The organism is Acidobacteriota bacterium, from assembly GCA_040752675.1.
GTDB lineage: Bacteria > Acidobacteriota > Polarisedimenticolia > JBFMGF01 > JBFMGF01 > JBFMGF01.
The window spans coordinates 1-13,091 of record JBFMGF010000042.1 but is presented as its reverse complement, the minus strand read 5'-3'; the positions used below and the strand labels follow the sequence as shown (position 1 = coordinate 13,091).

Sequence of the window (13,091 nt, the reverse complement as noted above, 5' to 3'; positions counted from 1 at the left end):
AAATCCAGTAACACCAGGTCTTCTCTATGACAGAAAATTCCCATGGAGGAATTCCTTTGAATTTACAGACACTCCCGCTTGTCCCCTTGAGAGACATGGTCATCTTTCCCTCCGTTTACAGCCCGTTCGTAATCGGCAGGGAGAGCTCCATTAAAGCTTTCGAGGTGGCCATCTCAAAGGATGGAAAGATCTTCGTATCCGCCCAGGAAGATGCCGGGGTCGACCACCCCAGGCCGGAAGATATCAGCATAGTGGGAACGGTTGCAAAGATCATTCGCCACGTAAAACTCGAAAGTGGTAACATCAAGGTGATCGTGGAAGGTCTTCAGAGGGCGAGGATCATCGAATTCGAAGCCGCATCAGAAGGGTACATTCAGGTCGTCGTTAAGGCGATCGACCGGACTGAAGAGATCACTCCCGAAGTTAAAGAGCTTGCGGACAAGGTTTCGTCTCTTTTCGAGAAATATCTGAAGCTGACACAGGGAGTCCTGCAGGATGTATCTCCGGCCGAGCTTAAGTATAGTAATCCTCAGCGCATGTCCGACATCATCGCTACCTATATTCCGGTAAGCAGCCAGGAAAAGCAGAACCTGCTCGAAACTGTTCTGGTCAAGGATAGACTTCAGTATCTCTTCAATCTCCTGAGGAACGAGCTGGAGAAGCTCCGCGTCGATCAGAAAATCCAGAGCAGAGTTCAGAAGCAGATGGAGAAAGCCCAGAAAGAGTACTACCTCAGCGAGAAGATGAAGGCGATCCAGCAGGAGCTCGGCAGAAAGGATGACAAATACAACGAGATCGAAAACATTCGGAACAGGATTGAAAAGGCAAGGATGCCAGCCGAGGCTCTTGAAAAGGCGATGCAGGAGCTGAACCGCCTCGAGGTGATGCCTCCCATCTCTGCCGAGGCGACCGTTTCCAGGAATTATCTCGAATGGCTCATCGCCATGCCTTGGCATAAGAAGTCGAAGGAGTCACGGGACATGGTAAGAGCCGAGAAGGTCCTCAACGAGGATCACTATGGTCTCGAGAAGGTCAAGGAAAGGATCCTCGAGTTTCTGGCTGTTCGGAAACTGGTCAAGAAGGCGAGAGGTTCCATCCTCTGCTTCGTTGGCCCTCCAGGCGTTGGAAAGACCTCTCTCGCCAGGTCCATCGCTCGGGCGACAGGGAGGAAGTTCGTAAGACTCTCGCTTGGCGGAGTCAGAGATGAAGCGGAGATCAGAGGACACAGGAGGACTTACATTGGTGCCTTCCCCGGCCAGATCGTACAGATGGTCAGGAAAGCGGGGACGAAGAATCCGGTATTTCTCCTCGATGAAGTCGATAAGATGAGCATGGATTTCAGGGGGGATCCTTCCGCGGCTCTCATGGAGGTCCTCGATCCTGAGCAGAACTGCGCCTTTCTGGACCATTATCTTGACACGCCGTTTGATCTCTCGGAAGTAATGTTCATATGCACTTCCAACATCGTGCACACTATTCCAGCCGCGCTGCTGGACAGGATGGAGGTACTCAGAATAGCCGGCTACACGCTCAACGAGAAGATAAACATCACCCAGAAGTATCTCATCGTGAAGCAACTGGAAGTCCACGGCCTTCAGAAGATCGGCATCCATTTTACGGAGGAGGGGATAAGGGACATCATTGAGAGGTACACAAAGGAAGCCGGTGTGCGAAACCTTGAACGGGAGATCGCCTCCATCTGCCGCAAGGTGGCAAGGAAGGTCATTTCAGGAGGGGATGATAAGCACTTCGAGATCACGCCCGAGAACCTTACCGATTTTCTAGGCATTCCCAGATACCATCCAAGAGAATCCCATAAAGAAAGTGAAGTGGGGACGGCCATAGGTCTGGCCTGGACAGAAGTTGGTGGAGAGATCATGACGACTGAAGCTTCCGTGATGAAGGGAAAGGGAGCGCTCATCCTGACCGGGAAGCTCGGTGATGTCATGCAGGAATCGGCTCAGGCTGCACTGAGTTACATCCGATCCAGAGCAGAGGATCTCGGGATCGACAAGAACTTTTACAGGAAATATGACATACACATCCATGTCCCGGAGGGAGCCATTCCCAAAGATGGCCCTTCGGCGGGGATCACGATGGCATCGGCCCTTGCCTCTATCCTCATGAACTCTCCCCTGAGGAGCGATGTGGCCATGACGGGCGAGATCACACTGAGAGGCAAAATACTTCCCATCGGTGGTGTCAAGGAGAAAATCCTTGCCGCCTACCGCTCTGGTATCAAGATGATCATCCTTCCCAGGGACAATGAGAAAGACCTTGCCGAAATACCGGAAGATATTAAGAAGTTCCTTGAGTTCAAACTCGTGAAGAACATGGACGAGGTTCTGCGAATTGCACTCGAGATGCCCTCCGCCCTCGAGGCAGGTTTTCCGCTGGAAGAGGAAAAGAAGAATAGAATCTCCGAAGATTCGCTATCCCAGCCGCTTCAATAGAACGGCCTGATGATAGAACTACAGGAAAGCGAGTACCAGATTCATTCTTTGCCATTGCGAGCCAAAAGCCAGACATCTCATGAAAACAGGAGGTCTTTAAGATAAGTATGGATATCAGAGAATTGAAAGAAATGAATATCGCAGAATTGAGTTCCATCGCCAGGAATCTCAACGTGGTAGGAGCGTCCACGTTGCGAAAATCGGAGCTGATCTTCAAGATCCTCCAGGCTCAAACGGAGAAGAACGGGCTAATATTTTCAGAAGGGGTCTTGGAATGTCTGTCTGACGGGTATGGATTCCTGAGAGCGCCGGAATACAACTACCTTCCCGGTCCGGATGACATCTACGTCTCCCCATCGCAGATCAGGAAGTTTGATCTGAAGACGGGAGACATAGTCTCCGGACAGGTGAGACAGCCCAAGAACGGAGAGAAGTATTTCGCTCTCATCAAGATCGAGGCAGTCAACCACGAGCCTCCTGAGTCGGTCAAAGACAAGATCCTCTTTGATAATCTAACGCCGCTCTATCCAGATGAGAGGATCAATCTCGAGACAGACAAGGACAACATCTCAGCGAGGATTATGAACCTGCTGACCCCGCTGGGAAAAGGACAGAGGGGGTTGATCGTCGCTCCACCGAGGACGGGAAAGACCATCCTACTCCAGACCATCGCCAATGCCATAACGAAGAACCATCCTGAAATCATCCTGATCGTCCTTCTTATCGATGAGAGGCCTGAAGAGGTCACCGATATGGAGCGGTCGGTGAAGGGAGAAGTCATCTCCTCGACCTTTGATGAACCTGCCTCCCGCCATGTCCATGTGGCTGAGATGGTCCTGGAGAAGGCAAAGAGGCTCGTGGAATACAAGAAGGACGTCATGATATTGCTTGATAGCATCACGAGACTGGCGCGCGCTTACAATGCCATAGTTCCTCCCAGTGGAAAGGTTCTCTCGGGTGGCGTGGATGCCAATGCTCTCCAGAAACCCAAGAGATTCTTTGGAGCAGCCAGAAACATCGAGGAAGGGGGAAGCCTCACAATCATGGCGACCGCTCTCATCGAGACTGGAAGCCGCATGGACGATGTCATCTTTGAAGAGTTCAAGGGGACCGGAAACATGGAGATCAATCTCGACCGGAAACTAGCCGATAGAAGAGTTTTCCCCGCCATCGATCTGACCCGCTCCGGGACGCGAAAGGAGGAGCTTCTCCTGAGCAAGAAGGAGCTGGAGAGGAGCTGGGTCCTCAGAAAAGTCCTGAATCCGCTCTCCGGCGTGGAAGCCATGGAACTTCTAGTTGACAAGATATCCAGGACGAAAAGCAACGAAGAGTTCCTCGACAGCATGGCCCAGCTTTAGCCTGCGTGGAGTGCTGCCAGCCTTGAATCCCTGTATCATTTATCATAAAATATTAAAAAAATTTTGGATCCAATCCATAGAGGAGAAAAAGATACTATGAAGAAAGGAATTCATCCGGAATATGTTGAGGCGACTGTCCACTGTGCCTGCGGGAACTCGTTCCAGACGAGATCTACCAAGAAGGATCTCAGGGTAGAGATCTGCTCCAAGTGCCATCCGTTCTTCACAGGAAAGCAAAAACTCATCGATTCAGCAGGAAGAGTGGAAAGATTCCAGAAGAAGTACAAGAAGGAAGAGCAGGAAGCAAAGGAAGCATAAAAAATGGGAAAGAAAGGAGATGAAGATGTCCTTCTGGGCGGCCAGGCCGTCATCGAAGGAGTCATGATGCGCTCCTCCGATGTCATGGCCGTTGCTGTCCGCAAGTCGGATGGAGATATCTCAATCCTGAAGGAGGACTTTGTCTCGTTTCTCAAGAAGTATCCCTTGCTTAAGATCCCGATTCTTAGAGGGGCGGTGGTGCTTGTACAATCGCTTATTCTCGGCATCAAATCGCTGAACTATTCGGCGGAAGTCGCCATGGCAGCAGAAGAGAAGAAGAAGGATAAAGAATCCGGTCCAGCAGGAGAGAAGTCCCGCAAGAGATCGAAAGGGTCTGCCTTCGCCATCGGATTATCGTTCATCGTGGCATTCATCTTCGGACTGGCGCTATTCCTCTTTCTTCCCCTCTTTCTGACGGAACTTCTCAAGAGATACTTTGCGATCTTTGGAAACAGCATCATATTCAATCTGGCCGATGGTGTCATAAGGATCGTGATCTTCATCCTGTACATTGTTTCGATCTCTCTTCTCAAGGATATCAGGAGGATATTCCAGTACCATGGCGCCGAGCACAAGGTTGTTCATGCTTATGAGGCAGGTAGGGAGTTGACCGTCGAAAAAGTGAGAGAGTTCAGCACGCTCCATCCACGCTGTGGTACGAGCTTTCTCCTTTTTGTGATGGTCATTGCAATTCTTCTCTTTTCCTTCCTCCCTGCGCATCAGCCGCTCTACGCTAAGATATGGCCCCGGCTTGCCCTCCTCCCGCTCATCGCGGGGATCTCTTATGAAGTGATAAGGTTCAGTGCCAGGAAGAGAGAGGCAGCACTGCTTCAGTGGCTCATATGGCCTGGACTCTTCTTCCAGAAAATAACGACGGCTGAGCCAACCGATGACCAGATAAACGTGGCCATTGAAGCCTTGAAAAATATCCTCCCATCACCCCACACCGCCGAGATCGTCCCCAGCTAGCAGAACATCCGATAAAATATTTGCATAGGGAAGTTTCTATGAGAATATAAATATCTTGAAAAGAGGTTTCCATGTCCAGAATGTTTGAAAAACTTGAACAGATCGAAGAAAAATTCGAAAGGCTTGCGAAAGCCATGAGCGACCCAGAGGTTGTTGCCGACAAGATAAAGTATCGGGAGCATGCCAGGCTCTATTCTGAGCTAGAAGACGTCGTGTCGAAGTACAGGGAATACAGAAAGGTCAAAGAGGAACTGGACCAGGCCAGGGAGATGATCAGGGCATCAGAAGATGAAGAGCTGAGGAAACTCGCCACCGAAGAGTCGGATCAACTCACCGGAAAACTTGCAACCCTGGAGGAAGAGATAAAACTCCTCCTGCTTCCGAAAGACCCCAACGATGAGAAAAATGTCATTCTTGAAGTGAGAGCGGGGACGGGTGGCGATGAAGCAACACTCTTCGCTCAGGAGATCTTCAGGATGTACCAGAGGTATGCAGAAAGCAAAGGGTGGAAGATTGATCTCATGAGCGCACATGAGACAGGCGTTGGCGGGATCAAAGAGGCCATTGCGAACATCGAAGGAGATAAAGTTTACAGCAGGTTGAAATATGAGAGCGGCGTACACAGGGTGCAGCGGGTTCCAGAAACGGAGGCCAGCGGGAGGATTCATACATCCGCGGTTACCGTTGCCATCCTTCCAGAGGCGGATGAAGTGGAAGTTGTCATCGATGAGAAGGATCTAAGAGTGGACACCTTCTGCTCATCTGGTCCCGGGGGGCAGAGCGTCAATACGACTTATTCTGCGGTGAGAATCACGCACCTTCCGACCAACCTCGTCGTCCAGTGCCAAGATGAGAAGTCCTGGCATAAGAATAAAGCGAGAGCTCTCAAGGTTCTGCGCTCCCGACTCTTCGATTTGAAGTTGAAAGAGCAACAGGATGCAATTGCCAGGGATAGACGAAACCAGGTGAAGAGCGGTGACAGGAGCGAGAAGATCAGAACCTACAATTTTCCTCAGAACCGGGTGACCGACCACCGGATCAATCTGACAATTCATCGTCTCACGGAAATCCTCGACGGCAACCTGGATGAAGTGATCGATGCTCTAATTACTCATTACCAGGCCGAGAAATTAAAAGAAGAAGTCAAGGTTTAACCTTCTATTAGATTCCCCGCGCCATGGCGGACACGATCAAAAATTTGATCTCTTTTGCGGAAAGGAAATTGAGGGGAAGCGGCATCTCTACGGCCCGGCTTGATGCCGAAGTGCTGCTTTCCTTTACTCTGGGATGCGGAAGAGAAAAGGTCATTGCCGGTTCCGGAGAAGAGGTTCCCGAAAGTATCGCCCTGAAATTCCTTGAACTTATCGACAGGAGAAGCAAGAGATTCCCCTTGCAGTATCTGACGCACAGGCAGGAGTTTTACTCCCTCGAGTTCTTTGTCGATGAGAGGGTTCTGATACCGCGTTCGGAGACGGAGCTCATCGTCGATGAAGTGTTGAAGCTCAATCACGGTGAGGAGCCGGTCATTGCCGATGTGGGAACCGGAAGCGGCAACCTTGCTGTTACCCTCGCCTGTCAGATCCCGGGAGCGCGGGTCTTCGCCATCGATAGTTCTCAGGGGGCTCTCGACGTTGCAAGGATGAATGCAGAGAAACATGGTGTTTCGGAGAGGATTGCATTTCTTGAGGGAGATTTCCTTTCACCTATCAAAAGTATTTCTGAGCAGCCATCCCTTGATTTCATCGTCTCGAACCCTCCCTATGTCCTGGAATCGGAAATAGGGTTACTGCAGGAGGAGGTGAAAAACCACGAGCCTCGTCAAGCTCTCGTTCCCAAAAATGGCGCTCTTGGTTCATATAGTAAAATCATTCCGGATGGCTTCTCTCTTCTGCGGAACAAGGGAGCCCTGATCCTTGAAATCGGTTCGGGACAGTCAGAGAACGTCAGGAGAATGGTTTCAGGATTTCCCTTTTCAGAAGTTTATATCGGAAAGGACCTTCAAGGGATCGACCGGATGATCGTCGCACTTAAATAGGAGGATAAGGAGATTGACATGATTGAAGTCGAAAGAGCCTTGCATATAATTTTGCGTGAGGTGAAGGTTCTGGGGATGACGGAGGTCAATTTCCGTGAAGCTGTCGGGATGGTTCTTGCCAGGAATGTTGTTGCCGAAACAGACATGCCACCTTTCGATAAATCGATGATGGACGGGTATGCTGTCAGGAGCAAGGACCTGAGCAGGATTCCTGCTCTCTTGACCCAGGTCGATTTCATCCCTGCGGGCAGGAAGCCTTCGAGGCGGATCGGCAAAGGCGAATGCGCCAGGATCATGACGGGAGCCCCTCTTCCAGAAGGTTCCGATTCAGTGCAGATGCTTGAATACGCGGAAAGCGTTGAGAGCGGGAAAAGGATAAAAATTCTGAGAACTGTCAGAGTGGGTGAGAATATCATGAGAAAGGGAGAGGAAGCATCACGAGGAGAGATCATCCTGGAAAGGAAAACGTTGGTCTCACCCGTAGAAACTGCCATCCTTGCAGGATGGGGAAAGGTGGACATTCCTGTATTCAAGAAACCTGCAGTATCCGTTCTTGCAACAGGTGATGAAGTCGTCGAGCCTGAAAATAGCACAGATGATTCAAAGATCAGGAACAGCACCTCCTACTTCATTGTCCCTAAACTGCAATCCATGGGGATAAACCCGGACTATCTTGGCATCTCACGAGACGATCCAGTAATTCTGCAAAAGAAACTGAAAAGAGGTCTTGAAAGCGATTGCCTCCTGATCTCCGGGGGCGCTTCGGCAGGTGATTACGATATTGTCTCTGAAAACCTTGAAGAACTGGGGGTCCACCTCTTCTTTTCCAAAGTCGCAATCAAGCCGGGGAAGCCACTCCTCTTCGGAAGAAAAAACAGAACGCTCATATTTGGATTGCCGGGGAATCCGCTTTCCTGCTTTACCGATTTTACTGTCTTTGTACTTCCCGCTTTGAAAAAGATGACGGGAAGGAACGATTATTGGAATCGTATTCTCAAAGGTAAGCTTCAGGAGACGATGAATAAGAAGAAAGACAGGACTCATTATAGGATTGGCTGGGCTGAGATGGTGAAAGGAGAGATAAAGGTGTCAGCCGTTCATAGCGCCGGATCATCGGATATCCTCTCCGCCACCAGAGGAAACTGCTTCATCATCCTTCCCCGGGCGAAGGAAGTAATCCGAGCCGGGGGTATAGTTGATATCCTGATCTGGGATTAGCTCAGATGTTGTTTTTGCCGACGTGCATTGTCAGAGCTTCAACGCACCGATCATCGAACTTGGTTCCCTTCCCCTTTTCTAGCTCGGCAATGGCATTCTTGAAAGAGAGCGGCTTATTGTAACCCCTGGAGCTCGTCATGGCATCGAAGACCTCGGCGACAGCGATGATCTTGGAGAGGAGCGGCATCTCTTTGGCTTTCTTCCTGTAATAACCTTTTCCATCAGGCTGTTCATGGTGGAGGAGGATGATGTCGGCAATCTCTTCCATGTTGGAGAGAGAATGCAGAAGCCTCTGGCCTTTGAGGGGATGGGCTTTGACGAGTTCATATTCCTGTTCGGTGAGCGCACCGGGCTTGCCCAGGATGTCGGGGCTCACGAAGATCTTTCCGATGTCATGAAGAAGAGCGGCATAGGTCAATAGTTCTTTCTCTGCCTGGTCGAGTCCCAGACTGTTTGCAATGACCAGAGAGTAATTTGCCACTCTCTTAGAATGCCCCGCCTGGAATATGTCCCTTTCTTCGACCATGTCCACGATCATCTCGGCCGTTTCGAGGTAAGAGCTCTTTATTCCGCTCTTTATCCTCTCAAGTTCCTCTTTCGTATACCTGGATGCTTCTTCGAGGGTTTTGATGATTGAGGCGAACTCATGGATCTCGGCCAGCGTCCCCTGAGGCTTTCGTGCTCCTCTTGTAAAGTCTTTTTCAGATATCTTTTTTGCTTCGATCAGGACCTTGCACCTCTGAAGGAGGATGTTGACCTCAAAGGGCTTCCGGAGAAATTCTACGGGAGCCACCTTCTGCAGCATTTTGATCTCAGCGGTATTTTCGGGAAGGAATACGATAAAGGGAGTCTTAGAGAATTGAATGTCGTTTTCCACCAGCTTCTGGAGTCGGTGAAAAGAGATGGCAGGATTTGGGATATCCAGGATGACAAGGTCGGGGTTACCGGTCCTCACGAGGTGAGCTGCCTCTTCCACGGTCCTGACCTCGACGACGTTGTAATCGTTGCTTCTCAGAGCGAGGCTGATCGATTTGGAAGCCTGCGTGTCATAGGTTAACAGAATGATCTCACTCATGGCTGTCTCCGCTTTATTCTATCTAACGCGGCTGCCGGTCGGGATGTCGCGGTCGAAGAAGGGAACAACGGCTTTTCCGCCGACGTCAGCAGCAAGTAGCATTCCCTGGGACTCCACTCCCCGCACCCTGGCAGGCTTCAGGTTAGCTACGAAGATAACCTCTTTCCCGATAAGCTGCTCGGGCGCATAGGTGTCGGCGACGCCGGCAACGATCTGGCGTTTTTCTGTTCCAATATCGATGATGATCTTCAGGAGCTTCGTGGTCCCCTCCACACGTTCCGCTGCCTCGATCTTTCCGACTCTCAGATCGACTTTCATGAATTCATCAATGCTTATCAGATTCTCAGTCATCGGACCCTCCTTCTCTATCTTTCTTGTCTCCTGTTCTTCCGTTGGCTCTTTAAAATATTTCTCTTTATCAACTCGCGGGAAGAGATGCTTTCCTTTTGTAATGGTATTGCCCGGCCTCAGGATGCCCCATGAGAATCCGGTTAAATCTCCCTTCTCGGACTCGTCCTTGATGCCGAGTTGCTCGAAGATCTTCTCCGATGTTCCGGGCATGACGGGGCGGATAAGAACAGCAGAGATCCTCAGAGACTCTGCCGCTGCGTAGAGAAGCGGCCCAACGTTCTTCAGACCATCATTCCCCTTGACGATGGACCAGGGCTCTTTCCTAACGATGTATCTGTTTATCTCGCCGATGAAGTCCCAGACTGTCGCAAGGGCGGAGGAGAAGTCGTAGCTATCGAACTGTTCTATGAATCTTTCCCAGATCTTTTGCGCGTATGCCTTCATCTCCTCATGGATCGAAGCATCCCCTTTTTCGGGGATTCTGCCGCCGCAAAAGTTCTCGATCATTGTCAGGAGCCGGCTCAGAAGATTCCCGAGGTTATTGGCCAGATCGCCGTTGTGTCTGTCGATGAGCGCCTCGTCTGAGTAACTCCCATCGAGACCAAAGGTGATCTCCCTCATCAGAAAGTATCTAAGAGTGTCAACCCCGAATTCCTCGATGAGGGGCTCGGCCCTCACGATGTTCCCCTTCGTCTTGGACATTTTCGCCTCTTCCATGAGCCACCAGCCATGACCGAATATGGTTTCGGGAAGCGGCTCTCCGGCAGACATCAGGAATGCCGGCCAGTAGACAGTGTGAAATCTGAGAATATCCTTCCCGACGAGATGGATGTCCGCAGGCCAGTATTTGTCGTACAGCTTTTCATCCCGTCCGTAACCGAGGGCACTTATGTAGTTGGCAAGAGCGTCGAACCATACATAGATGACATGCTTCTCGTCGTCGGGGAAGGGAATTCCCCAGCTGAAGGAGGTCCTGCTGATGCTGAGGTCTTTCAGATTTCTCCGGACAAAGCTGATAACCTCGTTCCTCCTCGATGATGGTTTGATGAAGTTCGGATGCCTCTCATACAGCTCGAGGAGTTGTTTCTGATATCTGGAAAGACGGAAGAAGTAACTTTCCTCTTCGGTGAACTCCACGTCGTGCCCCTGGTCGGGGCACTTCCCGTTGACTATCTGTGATTCCGGGAAGAAGGCTTCACACCCCGTGCAGTACCATCCGCTGTACTTGTCGAGATAGATGTCCCCATTATCCCGGATCTTCTGGAGGAGCTTCCACACTCCCGCATGGTGGCGCTGTTCCGTAGTCCTGATGAAGTCATTGTAGGTGATGCCGAGGCTCTTCCAGAGAATCTTGTATCGCTCCACGACCCTGTCGGCCAGCTCTATCGGCTTCAAGCCTTGCTTGTCGGCAGCTCTCTCAATCTTCTGACCGTGCTCGTCGGTTCCCGTAAGGAAATAGACGTTGAATCCCCGCAGCCTCTTGTAACGCGCTATGACATCGGCCACGACGGTTGTATAAGTATGCCCGATGTGCGGAATGTCGTTCACGTAATATATCGGAGTGGTGATGTAGAATTTCTTCCTGTCTGTCATTTTCTCTATTTAACTTTTCCTCAGCGGTTATTCCAGATTCTCTTTTGCTTTCTTCAGAGCTTCCTGCTGGACCTCCTTCAAGGGAGCATTATGACGCCTGGCAGCCTTGGCGCAGTCATCGTACTCCGAGGATGCCTGTGAGACTTTACCATCAAAGAACGATTTTTTCACCCGGATCTTGCCGAACCGCGTTTGAACTGTCTCGATCCTTCTCTCGAGCTCCTGGCGGTTTTCATTTCGAAATCTCACGCCGATCGTCGTCGTCTCCCTGAAGAGGATTCCGATGAGCTTATCTCTGTCCTGGTGGCTGCAAATCACCGTGACCAGAATCCCCGGCCGATTCTTCTTCATGATGACGTTGGTGTAAAAGACCTCCAGTGCTCCGTTCTTGAAGAGGGTTTCCATAAGGTAGCCGAAGATCTGGAGATTCATATCGTCTATGGTCGTCTCGATGACGGACACCATTCCGCCTGAACCGATCCTGGCTCTTCCCATAACAACCCTGAGAAGGTTGGGATGACTCTTTAGTTCTCGTGAGCCTGCTCCATAACCGACCTTCTCGGCTTCCATTTCAGGAATGGGGAGGAATCTCGATGCGAAACTCGAGATGATGGAAGCACCTGTCGGGGTCGTCAGTTCAGCCTCATCGCCGCGCGAATAGATGGGAACTCCTTTTAATATCTCCATCGTTGCCGGAGCCGGGATGGGGAAGATTCCATGCTCGCATCTCGCGAATCCGCGCCCCACGTTGATGGGTGAAGACAGTATCTCATCGACACCGATCCTCTTAAATGCGATGCATGCTCCGACGACGTCCACGATGGCATCGATGGCTCCCATCTCGTGGAGATGCATCTTCGACCCGGGAACCATGTGGACCTTAGCCTCCGCCTCGATCATCTTCCGGAAAATGCCGATGGATCTATCTTTGATTTCCTTTTCGAGGCTGCTTCGTTCGATGATCTTTGAGATCTCTGAGAGATTTCTTCCCCCTTTATCTTGTTTCGGCCCTTTCCGCCTTACCATAAAGACATCGAATTTGGTTGCAGATATCCCGTCCCTCTTGACTTTTCTGGCGGCAAGCGAAAGGGATGTCAGTTTGAGCTTGTTCAGCTCTTTTTTCAGATAGGAGAAAGGGATGCCGAGGTCGATCAGGGCGCCTAACAGCATGTCTCCGCTGATTCCTGAAAAGCAATCGAAGTAGAGAATCTTCCTGAAACCCTTCGTGTCCATTGTTTCCTTCAAAGAAAATTAAATTATAGTAAAAGAGTTCCCCCTCTACAAGAAAATTGCTCTGCCTGTATTATGATGTTCAGTTAAGCTTGCCAAAATATGCAAAAATTCCACTTGACATCTCATTTTCTTCTGATGTATAGATCAACCCAGATTTGGAGGTTTAATAGGCATCGCTTACTCATGAGCCTCTAGGCTTTGATGACTCATGTTTGAGGCTCTTTTCAAAGATGGCTTCCATCGGGAGGGTAAAATGAAAAATATAAAAGCAGTTTTCTTAATTGTTTTTCTTCTTTTTTTCCATATATCCTTTCCAGCCGATAATGAGATTGAATCATTGATATTGAAATCATTTCCTGTAGAGATTGATCCAAAAAAAGAGGTCTCAAAGGTCTTAAGGGGAAATGCCCTGCCATTGACTTTGAATGATCAGGTTCCTTTCAATGGGATTCCCCACAAGTTTGTCAATACAACGGTCGGGAATCTCA

At 50.2% G+C, this 13,091-nt stretch carries 11 protein-coding genes; 8 read left to right on the top strand and 3 right to left on the bottom strand.

The features are described from left to right. The first annotated feature begins 56 nt into the window (after positions 1-56). From lon to glp, 7 genes are all read left to right on the top strand, one after another. Entirely contained in the window at positions 57-2,453 is a 2,397-nt protein-coding gene (gene lon, locus AB1756_04190; protein MEW5806537.1) for an endopeptidase La, read from the top strand. A 107-nt stretch (positions 2,454-2,560) separates the two neighbouring features. Next, entirely contained in the window at positions 2,561-3,811 is a 1,251-nt protein-coding gene (gene rho, locus AB1756_04185; GenBank protein ID MEW5806536.1) for a transcription termination factor Rho, read from the top strand. A gap of 96 nt (positions 3,812-3,907) precedes the next feature. Next, on the top strand, positions 3,908-4,129 hold the full coding sequence (rpmE, locus tag AB1756_04180; GenBank protein ID MEW5806535.1) for a 50S ribosomal protein L31: 222 nt from the start codon (positions 3,908-3,910) through the stop codon (positions 4,127-4,129). Positions 4,130-4,132: 3 nt separating this feature from the next. Further along, complete coding sequence (locus AB1756_04175; protein ID MEW5806534.1) at positions 4,133-5,098, top strand: DUF1385 domain-containing protein; 966 nt, start codon at positions 4,133-4,135, stop codon at positions 5,096-5,098. Positions 5,099-5,178: 80 nt separating this feature from the next. After that, entirely contained in the window at positions 5,179-6,252 is a 1,074-nt protein-coding gene (gene prfA / locus AB1756_04170; protein ID MEW5806533.1) for a peptide chain release factor 1, read from the top strand. A gap of 23 nt (positions 6,253-6,275) precedes the next feature. Further along, on the top strand, positions 6,276-7,133 hold the full coding sequence (prmC, locus tag AB1756_04165; GenBank protein MEW5806532.1) for a peptide chain release factor N(5)-glutamine methyltransferase: 858 nt from the start codon (positions 6,276-6,278) through the stop codon (positions 7,131-7,133). An 18-nt stretch (positions 7,134-7,151) separates the two neighbouring features. Then, positions 7,152-8,351, top strand: coding sequence for a gephyrin-like molybdotransferase Glp (gene glp, locus AB1756_04160; protein ID MEW5806531.1), 1,200 nt, complete (start codon positions 7,152-7,154; stop codon positions 8,349-8,351). A gap of 1 nt (position 8,352) precedes the next feature. On the opposite strand, the gene AB1756_04155 is transcribed toward glp, so the two are convergent. Genes AB1756_04155 through larC form a run of 3 tightly spaced genes read right to left on the bottom strand, consistent with a single transcriptional unit; the run spans position 8,353 to position 12,603 of the window. Further along, on the bottom strand, positions 8,353-9,426 hold the full coding sequence (locus AB1756_04155; protein ID MEW5806530.1) for an HD domain-containing phosphohydrolase: 1,074 nt from the start codon (positions 9,424-9,426) through the stop codon (positions 8,353-8,355). Positions 9,427-9,444: 18 nt separating this feature from the next. Next, a complete protein-coding gene (gene metG / locus AB1756_04150) occupies positions 9,445-11,370 on the bottom strand; it encodes a methionine--tRNA ligase (protein ID MEW5806529.1) in 1,926 nt (641 codons plus the stop codon). 27 nt (positions 11,371-11,397) lie between these two features. After that, on the bottom strand, positions 11,398-12,603 hold the full coding sequence (gene larC, locus AB1756_04145; protein ID MEW5806528.1) for a nickel pincer cofactor biosynthesis protein LarC: 1,206 nt from the start codon (positions 12,601-12,603) through the stop codon (positions 11,398-11,400). A gap of 253 nt (positions 12,604-12,856) precedes the next feature. Here larC and AB1756_04140 point away from each other — a divergent pair. After that, on the top strand, positions 12,857-13,091 hold a 235-nt coding region (locus AB1756_04140), incomplete at its 3' end, for a hypothetical protein (protein MEW5806527.1).